16 protein-coding genes and 2 pseudogenes are annotated in these 18,872 nt (G+C 61.6%); 9 read left to right on the top strand and 9 right to left on the bottom strand.

Annotation, left to right across the window (positions count from 1 at the left end):
- Nucleotides 1-51: 51 nt before the first annotated feature.
- A complete protein-coding gene (locus D8M36_RS01945) occupies nt 52-870 on the bottom strand; it encodes a DUF4240 domain-containing protein (RefSeq protein ID WP_126846277.1) in 819 nt (272 codons plus the stop codon).
- An 8-nt stretch (nt 871-878) separates the two neighbouring features.
- On the bottom strand, nt 879-1,445 hold the full coding sequence (locus tag D8M36_RS01940) for a hypothetical protein (RefSeq protein ID WP_126846275.1): 567 nt from the start codon (nt 1,443-1,445) through the stop codon (nt 879-881).
- Nucleotides 1,446-2,381: 936 nt separating this feature from the next.
- On the opposite strand from D8M36_RS01940, the gene D8M36_RS01935 reads away from it, so the two are divergent.
- The gene (locus tag D8M36_RS01935) at nt 2,382-3,215 is read left to right on the top strand and encodes a DUF6414 family protein (RefSeq protein ID WP_126846273.1); all 834 of its coding nucleotides are present in this window, start codon (nt 2,382-2,384) and stop codon (nt 3,213-3,215) included.
- Nucleotides 3,216-3,229: 14 nt separating this feature from the next.
- Here the strand turns inward: D8M36_RS01935 and D8M36_RS01930 are convergent.
- The 7 genes and pseudogenes from D8M36_RS01930 to D8M36_RS01905 all read right to left on the bottom strand — a co-directional run.
- Nucleotides 3,230-3,592: pseudogene (locus D8M36_RS01930) on the bottom strand (type IIL restriction-modification enzyme MmeI); the annotation flags it as partial.
- 59 nt (nt 3,593-3,651) lie between these two features.
- Nucleotides 3,652-3,915, bottom strand: a pseudogene (locus D8M36_RS10445) (type IIL restriction-modification enzyme MmeI); the annotation flags it as partial.
- A gap of 87 nt (nt 3,916-4,002) precedes the next feature.
- On the bottom strand, nt 4,003-4,671 hold the full coding sequence (locus tag D8M36_RS01925) for a hypothetical protein (protein ID WP_126846271.1): 669 nt from the start codon (nt 4,669-4,671) through the stop codon (nt 4,003-4,005).
- A gap of 13 nt (nt 4,672-4,684) precedes the next feature.
- On the bottom strand, nt 4,685-5,227 hold the full coding sequence (locus D8M36_RS01920; RefSeq protein ID WP_161970182.1) for a PTS sugar transporter subunit IIA: 543 nt from the start codon (nt 5,225-5,227) through the stop codon (nt 4,685-4,687).
- Nucleotides 5,224-7,779: a DEAD/DEAH box helicase gene (locus D8M36_RS01915; protein WP_126846268.1), complete on the bottom strand. Its 2,556-nt coding sequence runs from the start codon at nt 7,777-7,779 to the stop codon at nt 5,224-5,226. The genes D8M36_RS01920 and D8M36_RS01915 overlap by 4 nt, the downstream gene beginning before the upstream one ends.
- A gap of 34 nt (nt 7,780-7,813) precedes the next feature.
- Nucleotides 7,814-8,647 carry an endonuclease/exonuclease/phosphatase family protein gene (locus D8M36_RS01910; protein ID WP_065247974.1) on the bottom strand — a complete coding sequence of 278 codons (834 nt, stop codon included), beginning with the start codon at nt 8,645-8,647 and terminating at the stop codon, nt 7,814-7,816.
- 92 nt (nt 8,648-8,739) lie between these two features.
- Complete coding sequence (locus D8M36_RS01905; protein WP_126846642.1) at nt 8,740-9,675, bottom strand: 3-methyladenine DNA glycosylase; 936 nt, start codon at nt 9,673-9,675, stop codon at nt 8,740-8,742.
- 195 nt (nt 9,676-9,870) lie between these two features.
- Between D8M36_RS01905 and D8M36_RS01900 the strand changes: the two genes are divergently transcribed.
- The 8 genes from D8M36_RS01900 (at nt 9,871) to D8M36_RS01865 (ending at nt 18,817) form a co-directional block, all read left to right on the top strand.
- Nucleotides 9,871-10,662 (top strand): fumarylacetoacetate hydrolase family protein, encoded by a 792-nt coding sequence (locus D8M36_RS01900; protein WP_065247973.1) that lies wholly within the window; start codon nt 9,871-9,873, stop codon nt 10,660-10,662.
- Nucleotides 10,663-10,827: 165 nt separating this feature from the next.
- Nucleotides 10,828-12,255: a glutamate--tRNA ligase gene (gltX, locus tag D8M36_RS01895; protein WP_236886301.1), complete on the top strand. Its 1,428-nt coding sequence runs from the start codon at nt 10,828-10,830 to the stop codon at nt 12,253-12,255.
- On the top strand, nt 12,252-13,424 hold the full coding sequence (gene mvk / locus D8M36_RS01890; protein WP_074296518.1) for a mevalonate kinase: 1,173 nt from the start codon (nt 12,252-12,254) through the stop codon (nt 13,422-13,424). The genes gltX and mvk overlap by 4 nt, the downstream gene beginning before the upstream one ends.
- Nucleotides 13,421-14,413 (top strand): diphosphomevalonate decarboxylase, encoded by a 993-nt coding sequence (gene mvaD, locus D8M36_RS01885; RefSeq protein ID WP_074296520.1) that lies wholly within the window; start codon nt 13,421-13,423, stop codon nt 14,411-14,413. The genes mvk and mvaD overlap by 4 nt, the downstream gene beginning before the upstream one ends.
- Nucleotides 14,410-15,528 carry a phosphomevalonate kinase gene (locus D8M36_RS01880; RefSeq protein ID WP_126846264.1) on the top strand — a complete coding sequence of 373 codons (1,119 nt, stop codon included), beginning with the start codon at nt 14,410-14,412 and terminating at the stop codon, nt 15,526-15,528. The genes mvaD and D8M36_RS01880 overlap by 4 nt, the downstream gene beginning before the upstream one ends.
- Nucleotides 15,521-16,606, top strand: a complete 1,086-nt coding sequence (fni, locus tag D8M36_RS01875; protein ID WP_074296524.1) for a type 2 isopentenyl-diphosphate Delta-isomerase — start codon at nt 15,521-15,523, stop codon at nt 16,604-16,606. The genes D8M36_RS01880 and fni overlap by 8 nt, the downstream gene beginning before the upstream one ends.
- Complete coding sequence (locus D8M36_RS01870) at nt 16,599-17,660, top strand: hydroxymethylglutaryl-CoA reductase (protein ID WP_126846262.1); 1,062 nt, start codon at nt 16,599-16,601, stop codon at nt 17,658-17,660. The genes fni and D8M36_RS01870 overlap by 8 nt, the downstream gene beginning before the upstream one ends.
- The gene (locus D8M36_RS01865) at nt 17,657-18,817 is read left to right on the top strand and encodes a hydroxymethylglutaryl-CoA synthase (RefSeq protein WP_126846260.1); all 1,161 of its coding nucleotides are present in this window, start codon (nt 17,657-17,659) and stop codon (nt 18,815-18,817) included. The genes D8M36_RS01870 and D8M36_RS01865 overlap by 4 nt, the downstream gene beginning before the upstream one ends.
- The last annotated feature ends 55 nt before the right edge of the window (nt 18,818-18,872 follow it).

The following is an 18,872-nucleotide window of genomic DNA, read 5'->3' as shown; positions in this document are numbered from 1 at the left end:
TTACCCCCACCTTCTCAAACAGAAGTAAACTTGAAACACCAATGCGTTCTTTTACACCGAGTCAAGTGAGAAGAGGACCGGCAAAGCCTCAATTGCTAAGGAAGTTAGCCTCTCAACCATAGTATCATCATCAAGGTGTGATAGGCGCGAAGAAGAAACCTCGATCACAACGACTAGTTCCTCCACGAAGAAACCAATATAGTAATCGTGTTCAAAGTACACCTTAGAGGGTCCATCATGCTCTTTTTCACGATAAAGAATATTCAGTGTGGCAGGGAGCATCTCCTTTAGGGTTGAATCGACAAGAATCTTATCCTCTATCGCTGGACCCGCCAAGATTTCACATGACCTTAAATTACCGATCGCTGGGTATCGAATACGCGATACTCCATCGTCATCTACAGATTGATACTCCGGACGCCCCCTCCTATCTTCCGAATGGCAAAAGACGAAAGGTTCAACGTACGCACCGTCAACCTCAGAAAGCTCCTCTAGACCGGCAGCTGTCCACCCCTTAGCGTTTACGCCCGTTTCATAGCCAACATCGTCTATCTCATCCTCTAAAATCTCATCCGCGAGATACAGTATCTCCTCACACTCCTGGTTCTTGTGCCGGCGCAGTACAGACGGGTCAGCAATCACAGACTTACAAAACGACGGCCCCTTGCTCAGTATGCCGGCACGGAGAAAGAGAAACTCCTCACCATCAGGCTTATAGCCAAGATCCTTACATAGCTCCCGCCAAACATCTTCGCGATCTAGCTGCCTCATAAGGCTATTGCGGAGCAGAACAAAGGCTTGCATTTCCTTCTTCCCCGCTCCCTTAAGGCTCTTCTTCAGTTCTTTAAAATCTCTCCATTCAGTAACCAATTTTCACCTCACAAATCAACGACAATTTCGATACCTACATGGTCTGATTTTGTTTTCCATATTATAGCCTCGGTTTTTATAGTGATGATACGTGCCATAGCCTCGGCAGCGGTGCGGTCCGCAATAATGAATGACTGCTCGAACCCATCGCGGGTCGCTGTCACCCGAAGATCAATGCCCGGCCACGCCTTCGCATACGTTGCCGTCGACCCCTCCACACGCGGAGCACCAAGAGTGTCCGGCCACGTGACCGCGATCTGTGAATCCGCTGCACCACCCGACAGTGACGCCACCTCAGCCGGTTGAGCATCTGTGCCATTCACCTCGCCCGCCAACACAACACCCTCAGGCACTGACGCGGGAGCAAGCGAACCATCCGCCTTCTCCACCAGATCAGTGTTGAACGAGGCCCATTCACCCTTGTCATTCTTGAACTGCACAGGGGCCGCAAACTGCTCCGTGGTCACCGAACCATCCGGATTCACCCACGTCGTCGATGACTCTGAACGCTCCGCCGTCACCTCAACACGCTGACCCGTCGCGCGTGCGCGGATAGCTGCAGACGGAAAATCCACAGGATCTTTCGAGTCAGTAGGCCCTGCAACTGGGGCACTCGGGGATTCTGCACCGCGTGGGGCTGCCCACGCCTCAACTGGCTCCAATCCCGCTATCAACAACGCTGCGCACACAATAAATGTCACAGCAAAAACGGCACGACGAAGAACCCTGTTTTCAGCCCAACCAACCACGCGAGAACCCCTACTCACTTGCAGCACCACTGCTGCTCCCATAACACCCCCGGCCGAGGCATCAACTGGATGCTACGTTCACATCACAGCAATCACGAACAGACCTAAGTCCCAGAAGTTTCGCAGGAGACACAGAGGGATAGCTTGTTTCAGCCTGCCACCCCTGCAGACGCGGTCGTCGTCGCCCTTCGCATGGCCCCAGGTGACGAAGCGCGTCAGGTGCAGGCTTTCGGCAGAGGGCAACCCGTCGTGGGAACACTCGGCGCCCTGCAATGAGCCCGGGGATTTCTTGTTGGTATCGCTCGGCAAGCTCAGGGGTGGCGGCGGTTGCGGTGATCGTAATGCCGTGGGTGTCAGCTATGTTCAGAAGTTGCTCTTGGATGAGTGCGCGGTAGCGTTTTCCTTGGCCTGTGCCGGGGTTGCGGGTGATGTGGGTCCCGATAGTCCAGGTATCGCTCTTTGTGCGCAGTGCTAGGTACGCATCACGTGTACCCCCACTACGACACTGACGCGATCTGGTGTACGGGTCCATCTCATGCGACGGAACACGATCTGATTTAGAGGCGCAGGCCCAACCCTGGGTCACGGATTTTGTCTCTCGCGTACTGGGCATGCCAAAGCGAAAGCATCCACGAAAATAGGGCGCTCAACGAGTAGAGAGTGAGATCATTAGCTATGCCACTTCGATCGCCTCGCTATCTCAATAAAGCCGACTTCTACGCCCAAGCCGAGTAATGCGGCATCCCCCGTACACCCAAGCAAGTGGAATATTCCGAACGATCTAGCAACACCGGTGGGGCCGAAGGCAAAGTCGGTATATATGGCATCGGAGGCAGCGCCACCACGACAAAAGTGGTGGAGGTGCAGCACGCGTACACGCTCGAAAACTCCGACAAGGTGACTTTCAGCAAGACCCTTGATCAGATGGAAAAAGAGAATCAAGGGTTCACAGTACTTCCATTAGGAGACGGCACCCAAGAAGACCACTGGACTACCTGGCGCGACGCCTTTGTGAAGGTCGACGGGAAGCTGTCACTTAGCCCTGTAAGCGCGGTCGGAAAGATCATGGATGCCTTTCGACAGCTCCTTGCGAGAGAAGATGTCGATCTGGAAGCTCTTGCACGAATCTCTCGTGGGGAGTGCACTGAAGAGAACCCTTCCGGGATAATGTCGGATTCCCAGATCTACAGCGTTCTCAAGTCCGTCTATTTCGGGAACTCTCTACCGGACATCCCCTTGCTATACCGCATGACACCAGACATCCAGGGCGTTTTTGACCACCTCTTCATCAGTTGCACCCCAGGACACTTCATCGGCAAAGGCATAGCAGGAAGTGACGCATTGGAGGGAGATGCAACTGTTCTGGGTACTGTTCGAAACCTCATCCCGGACGACCCTGACGAGGGGTATCTATCGACTGAGCGCTGGACACTACACGGGTGGGACCCAACAGTCCGTTCTCGTATGCGTCCAAGCATGGATGACCTTTCAGAGACTCTTCTTCCGACATTAGACCCTTCGTGGCAAAACCACGAAGACGAAAGCTTCTTCCTGAAGGGACCAACCTTAGTCATCGACGCCGTTGCAATTTACTAGGAAACCAGCCAGCTCTAGGCAGTCATCTCGACGTAGCGTTCGAAGAGGAGCGCGAGGCGTTCTTCGTTGGAGTGGAGTGCTCGTTTCGCGCCGAACGCTTTATCCGCCGCGCGGTCGAGGGTGGCGTGTGCTTTGAGAAGTTCGGGACTCATGGCGAGTGGGTTGTAGTGATCTGCGAGTGAGCGTTCGGGGTGCAGCTCACGGGCCGCGATGACACCCTTGCCTGCCTCGATGACCTGCTGCCGCGATTTCTCGTCGACTTCAGGCAGGGGGAGGTTGTTCCACACCACCGTGTTCGAGAAGCGCAGGCGGGACTCGAGCGCACCACCAATTGCGCGCTGCCAGGTAATGAAGGCTGAGCTAGAGATAATCCCGAATCAGGGCGCTCGTGTTCAGTAAGCGATTCGATGTAGTCGAGCGCCTGTGCTTCGGCAGTCTCGAGGTCTTTTCCAGCGCTCTTCATCTCGATAAGTGCCGTACCGGAGGTCAGCGCGTCGATAAACCCATGCTGCCCGGTGGATGCACGCCTGGCTCGCTTCTCGTACACCGCAGCCGTGCGGCCACTAATACCAAAGCAGGCAAGCAGCCCTCGAACAGACTCTTGCGCCTCCCCCTTCTCGTAGCCTTCAGCCTCGCGCCAGTCAGCCACAAAGGCTCCGGCACGAGTCCGGACATCGGAGAGAACAAGAGGCTTAGGCATGGGGGCTCCGAGTGGTTAGTGGGTTAGAAGTCTTGTGCCCTCCCTGGGGGGAGGGGGAACCGTTTTATGCTTATGGCCTGACCCCCCCTAGAGCAGGTCGCGCACAGTGCGAATGTACCGCTTTGCAGTGCTCTCGGAGAGGTTGAATTCGTCCATCACCTCACGTCTAGTCGGCTGTGTCCCCGACTCTGCGATCTGTTTGCTAAGGAAGGCGAGCACTTCCGCTTTCGAGGCTTTGGCCTGTCGCTGGCGCTGCATGTTTGCTTTTTCCCATCCTTTGCGGAGGGGTTCGCGTTCTTCGGGGTTGTTGGCGCGGCGTTGGACGGTTGCTTTGCCGCCGCGTGAGCCGAAGGTGCGTAGTGCGCGGCGTTCGGCGGGGGTGACGTGTTGGGTGGAGCTGAGGCCTGTTCCGGCCTCTTTAGCGGTCTTGTTGGTGGTGGCGTAGGCGCGGACGCGGCGGGCCATGGTGAGGCGGTCGCGCATGGGTGGCATTTCGTCGGGGCGGCCTAGGGTGTCTTGGGCTTGGGCGATGCGGTAGGCGTGTTCGTAGGCGTCGATGATGAGGTTGTCTTTGAGGCGTTGGCCGCGTTTGTGGGCGCGGTGTGCGGTTTTGAGGGCGTGGCGGAAGGCTGTTTCGTCGCGTTGTGGGGTGCCTGCTGCGTCGTAGAGGACGCGGACGCCTTGGATGTAGGACGGGTCGTGGCGTTCGAGTTCTTCGACGCTGAGGCCGTCGAGCTCGTCGGAGAGGGCGCGCACGCGCTGAGCGCGTTCACGATTGGCTTTGGCTTGAAGGATCAGGTCTGTCCCGGTTTTTGCGGGTGTGGGGGGTGTCGGGGGCTGTGGTGAGTGCGCCGAGTTGTTCGAGCATCGCTTCGAAGGACCGCCGTGCGTTCTCGGCCGAGCCGGCTTCGAGCCTTTCGCGCCGCGCGCCGTCACCAAGGATGCTGAGAAGCCTTTCGAGTGCCTCGACCTGGGCCATCCCGTTGCCGGCAACGATATAGATGGCGAGGCGCACCTGGAGCGCTCCGGCGTCGGAATCTCCCATTGCACCGAACGCGAGGGGCTCGGCGAGCCTTACCACCACGAGAGCATCCTTAAGGGTGTGGGTCTCGTCAGCGTGGGGTATCGCGACGGGCGGTTCGAGCGGGAGGCCGGTGGGGTAGAGCTGCTCGCGCGCGAGTACGGCCTCGACCCACGACGATGCCACGCATCCGTCGGCCTCGAGGTGTCTCGCCACGAACCGGGTGAGCGAGGCGAAGCTCGTGCCCTCGTCTTTCGGGACGTCGAGCACGTATGCGCGTGGCTGCGTCACCGCCAGGGCGCCTTCACGATGTCTCCGACGTACTCGAGGGTGAGCGCGAGCTCGCCCTCTTCGTCGGTCTGTTCGAGGTCCACGATCGCCTGCATCACGAAGTCGTGATCGCCTTCGGGATCGACGATGGTCTGCGTGACGAGCCAACGCTTCGACTCTTGCTCGATTCGAAGGTATTGGTGTGCGCGGGCGCGATCCTCGATCACGACGTGATCGTGCGCGTCGTAGAAGTCGTCCATGGCTTCCCCCCAGCGGTCGGCGTTCCAGCCACTTTCGCTATCGAGCTCGCCGAGCTGTTCTTCACGCTCGAACGCGAAATCCTCGACTCGGCGCCACATGGCTGCGCGCACCATTTGCGTGAGCACTTTTGTTTGCGCGCTCAACGCTCGGGGTGAATCGGGGCGTACCTCGCTGGCCGCGTCGCCAGTGTCCTCGGGGTTCGACAGTGCCTCCCACTCGTCAAGCAACGAGGAATCAACACCCCGCACGAGCACGCCGAGCCACTCGATCACGTCCTCGAGCTCGTCGGTGCGGAGCTCAACGGGGAGCGTGCGCCGGAGGGCCTGGTAGGCGTCGGAAAGGTACCTCAGCACGATGCCCTCGGAGCGCATGAGCTTGTAGCGCGAGACGAATTCGCTGAACGTTGCGCCCGTTTCGTAGAACTCGCGCACGATTTTCTTGGGGGAGAGGTCGTGCACATTGATCCACGGGCGGTTTCTCGCGTAAATCTCGAGCGCGGCGGTGAGCTCCTCCTCGAGGGGTTTTGGCCACGTGACTTCGTCGAGGCGCGCCATGCGCTCGGTGTATTCGACGCCGTCGGCCTTGAGTTCGGCAAGCAGCGCGCTCTTTGCGGCATTTTGTTGTGCGAGGAGAATCTGGAACGGGTCTTCGAGGATCGCTTCGATGATCGACACCGAGTCCATTGTGAGGGTTGGGGAGTCCTCGTCGAGGATGTCGAGGGCCGCGATCGCGAACGCCGCGAGAGGCTGGTTCATTTGGAAGTCCCACTGGAGGTCGTCCACGAGCGTCACGGTGCGGCCAAGGTGATCCGGCTCCTCTCGCACCGTGATGATTTCTGCCTCTTTGAGACCTCGGAAAAGTTCGAGGGCGCGGCGCTTGAGTGCGAATTTTTGGGTGCGGGTCTGGTGGCTTTCGTCGATGAGGTGCTGGGCGGCTTTAAGGGCGCTACCCGGGCGGGAGATAAGCGCGAGGAGGATCGCGCTCGTCATCGCCATGTGCGGTTTAAGTTCCGACGGTTGCTCTTCACTAAGCTTCCTCAGGTTCTCCTCGGTCCAGTTCACCCTCCCCTCGGGAATCCGCATTTTTGGCTCGCGCCGCTTTTTCTTCGCGCTGTTCGGCTTCGCGCCACTTTCGGCCCGCTTGGCGAAGCGCTCCTTCTCCTTTTCGAATTCGACGGCCCATTCGGGTGCCTGGACGACAACGTGGCCAACGGTGTCGTAGCCCGCTCGACCGGCGCGGCCAGCAATCTGGAGAAACTCGCGCGTATTGAGAAGTCGCTGGCGGCGACCGTCAAACTTCGCAAGCCCCGTCATCAGCACCGTGCGAATGGGAACGTTGATGCCTACGCCGAGAGTGTCGGTGCCCGCGATGACCTTGAGCAGGCCCGATTGGGCCAGGCGTTCGACGAGACGGCGGTATTTGGGGAGCATGCCGGCGTGGTGCACGCCGATGCCCTCGCGCACGAGCTTCGAGAGAATCGAGCCGAAGCCTCGTGAAAAGCGGAAATCACCGATGAGCTCGCGGATCTTGTCCTTTTCCTCGCGCGTAAGAATCTTCGTGCCGAGGAGATGCTGCGCCTGCTCGAGGGCGTCTTTTTGCGTGAAATGGACGATGTAAACGGGTGCGTCGCGGTTGTCGAGGATCTCTTTAATCGTGTCGGGAAGATCGGTGGTTGCCCAGCGAAAATCGAGCGGAACGGGACGCTCAGCATCCGCGATCGTGCTCACGCTTCGGCCAGTGCGCTCGGCGAGATCCTTCTCGAAGAAGCTCACATCGCCGAGAGTCGCGCTCATCAGAACGAACTGTGTGCGGGGGAGTTCGATCAGGGGAACCTGCCAGGCCCAACCGCGCTGCGCATCGTCGTAGAAATGAAACTCGTCCATGACGACGAGACCGATGTCGCTCGTCTCACCGTCGCGAAGGGCGTGGTTCGCGAGAATTTCCGCGGTACACACGATGATGGGAGCCTCGTGATTGACGGAAGAATCGCCCGTCATCATCCCCACGGATTCCGCCCCAAACATCGAGACAATCTCGAAGAACTTCTCGCTCACAAGCGCCTTGATGGGGGCCGTGTAGTACGCCTTCTCTCCACGCGCCATCGCCGCAAAGAGAGCCGCGTACGCAATCGTCGTCTTTCCCGAACCGGTAGGGGTGGCGGCAATGACGTGATCACCCGCGGCGATCGCGAGAAGCGCCTCTTCCTGGTGGGGGTAGAGTGTGCGGCCTACCTCGGCTTGCGCAGCGATAAAGCCCTGGGCGATCGCGTCTTCGCTCGAGTCCTGGGGGAGAAAATCGTGAAGAAGTGGCATGCCTCCATTGTGGCAGCCCTGGCAGGGCCAGCCGCTACTTCGTAGCTGGATCTGCGTGAGGGATCTCGAGTTCGGCCACCACCGGTAGGTGATCCGAGGCGTGCGTGCGATGGGTCTTGGCCGAGATCGGCCGGATGGAGCGGCTCGCGAGAATGTAATCGATTCGCCTCATGGGGATAGGGAGCACCGGATTCGTGCGGCCAAGCAGGCGCTTGGCAAGGGGGAAACGGTGCTTCGCGGCCCACACATCGATGAGGCCCTTCGTGAAAACCGCGTAATCGCGCACTTGCGAAGGCGCGGCATTGAGGTCGCCAACGAGGACCGCCGGCTCCTCGCCCGCGAAGGCCACCTCGCGCGCGGCCCGAAACTGCGCGCGCCGAGACTTCGCGGGACCGAGCGCAAGGTGGGTCACCGAAAACGCAAACGGCACCCCATCCGCGTCGATCCGGGCTCGGAGCACCGCGCGGCGCTCAATCAGGCGGTTCTCGGGCAGACGCGCCATGTGTGACTCGAGAATCGGGAAGCGCGAGAGCACCGCGACCCCGTACTGGCGACGTGTACTGATCCCTACCCGCTCGACGGAGCGCCGCGAGGGATCCAGATCAATCGTGGGTGCGAACTGGGCGTGCATATCGAGCCGATCCGCGAGCCAGGCCGCCTGATCCACGAAATCCGAGCGTGTACCGAAGAAGCGATCGACCTCCTGCAAGCCGATGACATCAGCTTCAAGCGCCTCGAGGGCATGTGCCGTCGATTCCAGGTTGAGGACGTTTCTGGAATTCGCGCCGTGATGAATATTGAAGGTCGCGACGCGCACGCGCCTTGCCTCGGCGTGTGGGGACTTCGGTGAGGGGGGCGAAGGGGGCATGACACTATTGTGCCCGCTTCCGCGCAGAAAAATGACGTTTGTTGCGGGGTGTCCGAGTCGCGGTACATCGATGACCTAGCGCGATTTTGATGTCAGTGACGAGCGACGTCGGCAAACATGGAGGCGAGCGGATCCAGGACCGCGAGGATGCGCGTGCGTAACTCCTCGGAGCGAACGGCGAGCGCTCGCTGACGCCGTACATACTCCTCCTTCCCCTCATCGGTTTCGATCGGCACGACCCCGTACCCGTAACCTCGGCAGTCGTACGGGGAAGCCTCCATGTCGAGGATACGCAAGTCCAGGGCATGCTCGAAGCAATCGAGCACGATGTCGCTTGGAAGCAGGGGCGCAAGCTTCATCGACCACTTGTAGAGGTCCATCCCTACGTGGAGACATGCGGGATCATCCCTCATCGGCTGAGTCTCCCGTGTGGGATGCGAAGCATTGAGCGGAGCCGCGTCAGGCGTGAAGAAGCGAAAGGCATCGATATGTGAACACACCAGACGGTTCTCCTCGACGACGCGGTTCGTTTCCTCGGCGCTAAGGCGCAAGGGGAGTGACTCGTGGCGTTTTTCGCCCGCCCCAAGCCGATACACCATCGCCCACTCATGAAGCCCAAAGCACGAGAAATTTCCCGGCTTCTCAGCGAAACTCGAATTCGTGAGCAGGCGATGAATCCAATAGGCAGCATCGCCGCGCTCACGCACGAACCGCTCGAGATCCGCCACCCGCACGCCGTTTGGCGCCCCACTCGACGAATCCTTAAGATCGCGATACCAGCGCCGAGTGCCGTCGGAGTCCACATCCCCGCGCCCCCGAAGCTCCTCATCTGCCGCGCTCTCGTAACCGACGTGCCAGCCCGGGTGCCACCGCCGAAGCTGTCCCGGACTAAAGGGGTAGTACGTGTGCAGAAAATCCTCGATCGGATGCTTTTTACCCCGCGCCTTGCGCTCGCGGTGCGGGGCGCTCAGGGCGTCGGCGCGGTTCTCATGAGCCTCGCGTGCACGCGTCACCTCCGACGCAGACATGAGGGTCGCGAGGCCGCCGGGGGCGGGGGTCGAATCCAATACCAGTGAAGAATGGGGCACCCCACAAGCCTACGTGCCATGTGCACGTGAGCCGGGCCGCGCTCGCGGGCGGCGAATGTGAAGAAAGGGTGAGGGGTGGTCAAGGGCATAGGCAGCGCACCGGTGAGGGCCGAACGGCCCTACTAGACTGGAGACATGCGCATTGCACGATTCACCACCGGCTCGAACCCGATGTTCGGTATCGTCCAAGAAAAAGATGGCGTGGACATGGTGTACGGGATTACGGGAGACCCGCTCTACACGCAGATCCAGCCGAACGGTACGATCCTCCCGCTCGAGGATGTTCGCCTCCTCGCTCCGGTCATTCCCCGCTCCAAGGTCGTTGGCGTGGGCAAAAACTATGCCGAACACGCGCGCGAGATGGGCGGAGAAGCGCCCGAGACCCCTCTGCTCTTCCTCAAGCCGAACACGTCCGTCATCGGCCCGAACGACCCGGTGATCTATCCCTCTTACGCGAAGGAGTTGAGCTTCGAGGCTGAGCTGGCGATCGTCATCAAGTCCCTCGCGAAGAATGTTCCCGCCGAGCGCGCTGCCGACGTCATCCTCGGGTACACGTGCGCGAACGATCTCACGGTGCGTGACGCCCAGCGCGAAGAATCGCAGTGGTTCCGCGCGAAAGCCTTCGACACCTCGTGCCCGCTCGGGCCGTGGATTGAAACTGACCTCGACACCGCGCAAACGCGCATCCGCTCGCGAGTCAACGGCGAGGTCAAACAGGACGCCACGAGCGCGCAGATGCTCCGCACGATCCCCGAGCTGATCGAGGAGATTACACGCTCGACCACACTTCTGCCCGGCGACGTCATCCTCACCGGAACCCCCGCGGGCGTTGGCCTGCTCGAAGCTGGTGACACCGTCGAGATCGACATCGACGGGCTCGGCACCCTGACCAATCGCGTCGTCACGCCCGAAGAACTCGAGGCCTAAATCCGCAACCGGGGCACTCGCCCCGCCAACCTCCCAAAGGAGAACATCCACGTGAGCGCTGAGAACATCGATCTCGCGACCCTTCCCACCCTCGATAGCACGCGCGGCCACAGCGAGGTGCGCGTGCGCTTTTGCCCCTCGCCCACGGGCACGCCCCACATCGGCATGGTGCGCACCGCGCTGTTTAACTGGGCCTACGCGAAGCGCACGGGCGGAAAGCTCGTGTTCCGCATCGAAGACACCGACCAAGCGCGCGACAGCGAGGAAAGCTACAACCAGCTTCTCGACGCGATGCGCTGGCTCGGTATCACGTGGGACGAAGGCGTCGATGCCGGCGGCGAGGACGGCCCCTACCGTCAGTCTCAGCGCGGCGAGATTTACCAGGACGTCATTCAGAAGCTCAAGGACGGCGGGTTCATTTACGAGTCGTTCTCGACTCCCGAGGAAATTCAGCAGCGCCACATTGCGGCCGGCCGCCCCAAAGAATCGGGCTACGACGGCTTCGATCGTGACCTGACCGAGGAGCAGAAAGCGGCGTTCCGCGCCGAAGGCCGCGAGCCCGTGTGGCGCGTGCGCATGCCCGACGACGACATCACGTTCAACGATCTCGTGCGCGGGGAGATCACCTTCAAGGCCGGCTCGACCCCCGATTACGTGGTCGTGCGCGCGAACGGTCAACCACTGTACCCGCTCACGAACCCGGTCGATGACGCGCTCATGGGCATCACCCACATTCTGCGCGGAGAAGATATCCTCAGCTCGACGCCTCGACAGATCGTGCTGTACGAAGCGCTCAAGAAGATCGGCATCGCGAAGTTCACGCCCGAATATGCGCACCTTCCCTACGTTATGGGTGAAGGCAACAAGAAGCTCTCGAAACGCGATCCCGAATCCAGCCTCTTCCTCTACCGCGATGAAGGCTTCGTGCCCGAAGGCATGATCAACTACCTCTCGCTTCTCGGCTGGGGCTACAGCGGTGATCAGGACATTTTCACGCGCGAGCAGTTCGTTGCGAAGTTCGACGTCGCCGACGTCAACCCGAATCCGGCCCGCGTGGATTACAAGAAGGCGCTCGCGATTAACGCCGACCACATGCGCATGCTCGACGAAGCCGAGTTCACCGAGCGCATGATCCCGTACCTTGAGAAGGAGGGCGTGGTTTCCACGCCCATTACGGAGGAACAGCGCGCACTTCTCGCGAAGGCCACGCCTCTCGTGCAGCCGCGCATGAACCTCCTCGGCGAGGCTCCCGGCATGCTGCGCTTCCTGTTTATCGACGATGCCGACCTCGTGATCGAGGAGGACGCCCTTAAAAAGCTCGGCGACGATCCGGTTTCTGTGGTGCGCCGCGCGATCGAGGTCATCAACGAGGGCGGTAAAGAGAACTTCACGACCGAGAAACTCGAAGCGTCGCTGCGCGCGGCCATTATCGAAGGCATGGGCGTCAAGCCGCGCCTTGCGTTCGGGCCGCTTCGCTCCGGCATTTCGGGCCGTCGCGTGAGCCCGCCGCTTTTTGAGTCGATGGAACTTCTCGGCTTCGACTCGACTCTCGCCCGCCTCGACTCGTTTGCCAAGCTTCTCGCATCGCGGTGAGTGACGAAACTTTCGAATACGCGACCGGGCACGGCCGCGCGCACGCCAAGACGATCCTCATTGGTGAGCACGCGGTCGTGTACGGCCATCCCGCGATCGCGTTTCCCATCCCGCATTTGAGCCTCACGGCGACCGCGAGACTCTTGCCGTACCCGGATTCGGTGAGCGCGCATGCCGGTCGCATTGAGGGCTCGGTTTCGGCCGAGGGCTTTGGCACGATCAGTGGATCGTATTCGCTCGCGGAGGGGTTGTCGTTTGACGAGCAGACCGTTCCGGGAAGCGAGGTTCGCTTTGAGAGCGGGCTGACTCTCGACGTGCCATCGACCCGCACGGGGGAGCGGCGCGGCAGGCGGCGCATTGCCACCGTAGGCGATCCATCGACGGGCGCGATCTATCTCGATGTTGATACGGAAGAAGCGGAAGACGAACTCGCCCAATCCGCCCTGCGCACGATTCTCGGCTATGTGGGGGAGAAGCCGGGGCGCGCTGAGGTGACGGTCGAGGGAAGCATTCCCACGGCCCGCGGACTCGGCTCGAGCGCCGCGATGGCGAGCGCGATCGCTGTTGCCGTCGCGCACCTGTACAGCCATGAACTCACGAGTGAGGAGCGCTTCGAACTCGTGCAGTTCGTGGAGCGCATCGCCCACGGAACCCCAAGCGGGCTCGACGCCTACCAGACCATGGCGAAGGTTCCCCTGTGGTTTCAGGCAGGAAAAGCGGAGCCTCTCGAACTCTCGGTGACTCCCGCGCTTGTCGTGGCCGACACGGGCCTTCCCGGACACACACTCGATGCCGTTCGGGGTATCCGCGAACGGCGCGAACGGGATTCCCGGCTCGTGGATCTCGCGCTCGAAACGATCGCTTCGCTCGCGCACACGACGCGTGAAGCACTCCGCCTTGGCGATATGAGCAGCGTTGGCCGCGCGATGAATGACTGCCAGCAGATTCTTGCGGAACTCGATGTATCGCATCCGCGACTCGAACGTCTCGTAGGTGCGGCGCGTGAGGCTGGTGCGCTTGGCGCGAAACTCACGGGCGGCGGTCAGGGCGGCTGCATCATTGCGCTTGCACCGTCCCACGGCGCCGTGCCCGCGCTCAAGCGGGCGCTCCTTGCGGCTGGTGCGACAAACGTTTGGCCGATCAACACCGCGTATGAGGAGAGTTCATGACGCGCGCCACCGCTGTTGCCCACCCCAACATCGCCCTCGTGAAGTACTGGGGCAAAGCCGATCGCGAACTGAACCTTCCCGCGACTGGCTCCCTTTCGCTTACCCTCGACATCTTCCCCACCACCACGACCGTTGAGCTCACCGAGGAGACCACCGACCAGGTCATACTTGACGGCGCCACGCTTTCCGGGGAGGAATCCGCGCGCGTGCGCACGGTTCTTGATCTCGTACGTGAGCGGGCAGGTACGGGTGCGCATGCGCGGGTGACGTCCACGAATACGGTTCCGACGGCTGCGGGGCTCGCGTCGAGTGCAGCCGCGTTCGCGGCGCTTGCGAAGGCGTCGAGCGTTGCCTATGGGCTTTCGCTGAGCGATGCGGAGCTTTCGCGGCTTGCCCGCCGTGGCTCAGGGTCAGCATGTCGCTCAATTTTTGGTGGCCTCGCCCGCTGGAACCAGGGCACGAGCGATGAGACGAGCGTCGCGGAACCCCTCGAGTGGAAGGGGGAAGATCTCGCCATGGTCGTTGCGGTGATCTCGAGCGCCCGCAAGAAGATCGGTAGCCGCGCCGGGATGAACCACACTGTGGAGACCTCCCCGTACTTCGAGGGGTGGGTCCGTTCGAATGCCGCTCTCGTGGAGCGTGCGTCGCGAGCTGTGGCCGAGGCGGATTTCACGAGCCTCGGTGAGATTGCCGAGATGAGTGCGCTGCGTATGCACGCCTCGATGCTTGGCGCCGAGCCGCCCGTGCGGTACCTCACGGGGAAGAGCTTCGCGATTTTTGACGCAGTCCAGGCGCTGCGTGAAGAAGGGCTAGAGGCCTATGCAAGCGCGGATGCGGGGCCCAACGTGAAGATTCTGTGTCGCTCGCGTGAGGCCGCTCTCGTGACGCAGTCCCTGCGTGAGAGGATCGAAGACGTGAAGATGCACGTTGCGAACGCCGGCCCCGGCGCCTACCTCCTTGACGAGGGTGGGCGCCCGAGCGCAGCATGAGCGCTTTTGAGTTCCGTGCGCCCGGCAAACTTTTTGTCGCGGGCGAATACGGCGTTGTGCACCCGGGCAATCCGGCAGTGCTGATCGCGGTGGATCGGGCCGTGACCGCGCGCGCCCTTCCCGTTCGTCGCGCCTTCGGCGTACGCGTAGCGAGCGAGCTGTGGAGCGAAGAGCGCGATTACGCGCCCGCTCACGAGGGGGAGGCGGCGCAGTCGCGCGAGCCAGTTTTCCTCGCACTCGACGTGCTCGAGGAGTACCTTGGCACTCTGCCAGTTCTCGATCTCCACCTTTCCTCAACCCTCGAGGAAAGTGACGGGCGCAAGTATGGTTTTGGCTCCTCGGGCGCCGTGGTTGTCGCGACGATCGGTGCCGTTCTGCGGGCCCTCAAAAAAGACTTTTCCCCACTCGAGCTCTTCAAGCTTTCCGCCCTCGCCGTGCTCAAGGGCAACGTTCGCGCTTCATGTGCCGATGTGGCGACGAGCGTTCTGGGCGGGTGGATTTTTTACCGCTCATTCGACCGCGAAGCCGTGCGCGATCTGTGTGCGCACCACGGTGTGAAGGCTGCACTTGCCGCGCCGTGGCCGGGTCTCACACTCGAGGCTCTCGACGTACCCGCGAATCTCGATGTGGTGATCGGCTGGAGCGGCGCGCCGGCCTCGACCAGGTCACTCGTCGCTCACGTTGATGAGGCCGCGAGAGAAGGGCTCGTGGACCTCGAGGTTTTTTCGCAGGAGAACGCCGCCCACGTCGACCGTTTCGCGAGTGAACTGCGCGCGGGTGAAGCGAGCGCCGCGATGGTGACGCTCAACGCCGTACTCTCACAGCTTCGCGCCCTCGACAAGGCGGCTGGAGGCACGCAGCCACTCGGGATCGAAACTCCAGAACTGCGCGCCATGACCGAGATCGCCAACGCGCACGGTGCCGCCGCGAAACTCTCGGGAGCGGGTGGCGGCGACTGCGTCATCGCTCTCGCTTCGAGCGCGGGCGTGGCCGAAGCCGTGAGGAAAGCCTGGCGAGCGGCGGGAAAAATTGCGCTCGACGTGGGCGTGCAAGCGTCGGAATTCGCGCATCGCGAAGAGGACACGACTGGAAAGCGAGGGAGCGCCCATGAGTAGTTCGCGCAAGGACGACCACGTGCGGCTTGCACTGGAGCAAGAGACCGCAAAGCTCCGTTCGAGGGACTTCGACGACGTGCGCGTGGTGCACCACGCCCTCGCTGCCGTCAACGTGGACTCGGTGAGTCTTGACGTTGAGGTCGCGGATCGAACCTGGACCCTGCCGTTTTACATCAACGGCATGACGGGCGGAAGCGAATTCACGGGGAAAATCAACCAGGCTCTCGCGATCGCGGCCGCGGAGACGGGGATCGCGATGGCTTCGGGCTCGATGAGCGCGTACTTCAAGGACCCCTCGTGTGCACCGAGCTTCACCGTTCTTCGCGAGGAGAACCCGCACGGCTTCCTCATGGCGAACCTCTCGGCAAACGCAAGCCCTGAGCAAGCGCGCGAAGCGATCGAACTGATCGACGCCGATGCCCTCCAGATTCACGTGAACGCCGTCCAAGAGATCGTGATGCCCGAGGGCGATCGCGAGTTCGAACACTGGGGCGGGCATATCAAGGCAATCGCACGAGCCGTGGATGTCCCCGTGGTGGTGAAAGAAGTCGGTTTCGGGATGACGGGCGCCACGGTGCGAACGCTGTCCTCTCTCGGCGTTGCTTACGTGGATGTCGCGGGCAACGGTGGAACCGATTTCGCGCGCATCGAAAGTGCGCGCAGAGCTGATCGGTTCTCCCACCTCAACGGTTGGGGCCAAAGCGCGGTCGAAAGCCTCATTGACGCACGAGGGGCATCGCGCGACACGGGTATTCCACTTTTCGCGAGCGGAGGCGTGCGCACGAGCCTCGACGTGCTCAAGGCCCTTGCTCTGGGTGCCAAAGCCGTGGGCATCGCGGGCGGTTTCCTCGCCACGGTGCGTGAGGAAGGGCCCGAGGCGCTCATCCGCGAGATCCGCACGTGGGAGGCACAGCTGCGCTCAATGATGGCGCTCGTGGGAGCGCGAAATGTTGAGGCGCTTACGCACACCGATCTCGTGCTCACAGGAAACGTGCGCGAATACGCGAATGCGCGAGGTTTCGATCTTTCCCATTTCGCACGGCGAAGCGGCAAGGCAAGTGGAGGTTCTCATGAGTGACAAGCGCGATCAGGGCGCGTTCGCCCAGATCCCCATGAAATGGCTCGGCCCGCTGCGGATCAGCGGAAACGTGGCCGAAGGCGAAGTCGAGGTTCCGCTTGCGACCTATGAGACGACACTGTTCCCCTCGGTCAAGCGCGGCGCCACCGTGTCCCGCCTTGTGGAGGGCGGTATTCGCACAACCCTCGTAGACGAACGCATGACCCGCTCGATCCTATTCGAAGCGGATTCGGCAGCCGAGGCCTATGAAGCCGCACAGCGGATTTGCGCGGACCTTGCAGGGCTGCAAGAGGTCGTCTCTTCGACGAGTCGCTTCGCCCGCCTCATCGATATTGCTCCCGAGATCGTGGGCAACCTCCTCTACCTTCGCCTCGAATTCCTCACGGGGGATGCTGCGGGCCACAACATGGTGACCCTCGCCGCCGATGCTCTCATGCCTCACATCGCGAGCCGCGAGCCGATGCTCCGTTACGCGAGCATTTCCGGTAACTACTGCACCGACAAGAAGCCCTCCGCCGTCAATGGCATTCGTGGCCGAGGCAAGAATGTCATTGCAGAAATCGTGCTGCCCGAAGAGGTGCTTCGCCGTCGACTCCGCACGAGTGCCGAACGCATGATGGACCTTAACGTGCGCAAGAATCTCGTGGGCGGAATCGCCGCGGGCTCGCTCCGCAGCGCAAACGCGCACTACGCGAATATGCTGCTCGGCTTTTACCTCGCGACGGGCCAGGATGCCGCAAACATCGTTGAGGGAAGCCAGGGAATCACGCACACCGAGCGCCGTGGCAACAATGGTGAGGACCTCTATTTCTCGTGTACGATCCCGCACCTCATCGTCGGTTCCGTGGGCAACGGCAAAGGCCTTGACTTCGTGAGCGAGAACCTCGAGCGGCTTGGGTGCCGAGACGATCGCGAGTCGGGGGAGAACGCGAGGCGACTCGCGGGGCTCGCCGCGGCGACCGTTTTGTGCGGGGAGCTTTCCCTCATGGCCGCGCAGACTAATCCGGGCGAGCTCATGGCCGCCCACGTCCAGTTTGAAAGGAGTTCGCGATGACGCACGCGATCGGCATCACCGATATCTCAGCGGCGACGACCTCGCTCTTCTTCCCCCTCACTTCGCTCGCCGAGGCGCAGGGCACGAGTGCCGGGAAGTACTTGCGCGGCATCGGTCAGCACGAGATGAGTGTGCCCTGCGAGGACGAGGACATCGTGACCCTCGCCGCGAGTGCCGCGGCACCCATCGTTGAACGCCACGGTGTCGACGAGATCCGCACTCTCGTTCTTGCAACGGAGACGGGGATCGATCAGTCAAAAGCCGCGGGCATCTATGTGCACGAGCTGCTCGGACTCGCGCAGCATACGCGTGTGGTGGAGCTCAAGGAAGCGTGCTACTCGGCGACTGCCGCGTTGCAGTTTGCGCTCGGAATCGTCTCCCGCCATCCGGGCGAGAGGGTCCTCGTGATCGCGAGCGATATCGCCCGCTACGAACTCGACTCGAGCGGTGAGGCGACTCAGGGTGCAGGAGCGCTCGCGATGCTCGTGAGCGCCGACCCGGCGATCATGACGGTCGAACCTGCCTCGGGGCTTTTCACCGAGAATGTCCATGACTTCTGGCGCCCCAACGACCGCACGACCGCTCTCGTTGACGGACGTTTCTCCGTCACCGTGTACTTGCGCGCCGTGACCGCCGCCTACGACGACTACGTCAGTCGCGGGGGAGCGGAGTTCTCTTCCCTCTCGCGTGTGTGTTTCCACCAGCCATTCACGAAAATGGCGACCAAAGCGATGCAGACCCTCGCCAAACACGCGGGTGCCGAGTCTGTTGCCGATGCCGTCTCGACTCTCGAGGAGACGATGATTTTCAACCGGCGCCTCGGTAATACCTACACCGCTTCCGTGTACATGGGACTTCTCTCGCTTCTCGAGAACGCCGAACTGGAGGCGGGGGAGCGGGTCGGCATCTTCAGCTACGGCTCGGGTGCGGTCGCGGAGTTCTTCTCCGGCCGGCTCGTGGAGGGATACCGCTCGCAGCTTCGGCCCGGTGCGCTTTCCGCCCAGCTTGAGGCACGGCGTGAAATCGGCTACGAAGAGTACCGCGAGCGTCACCTCCTTGCCGATCGCACGGGGGATTTTGAGGCGCGCGTTGAGGCGCAGGGCCCCTTCCGCTTCGCGGGCGTGCGCGACGCGATTCGGGTGTACGAAAAGGCGTGAGAAATGGGGTCCGACGCTTGCTGGGCGAGCGTCGGAACTTCTCTCGTGTGAAGGC

It is taken from the genome of Dermabacter sp. HSID17554, assembly GCF_003989295.1.
GTDB lineage: Bacteria > Actinomycetota > Actinomycetes > Actinomycetales > Dermabacteraceae > Dermabacter > Dermabacter vaginalis.
The sequence above is the reverse complement of the archived record's forward strand: the minus strand, read 5'-3'. Positions and strand labels throughout refer to the sequence as shown.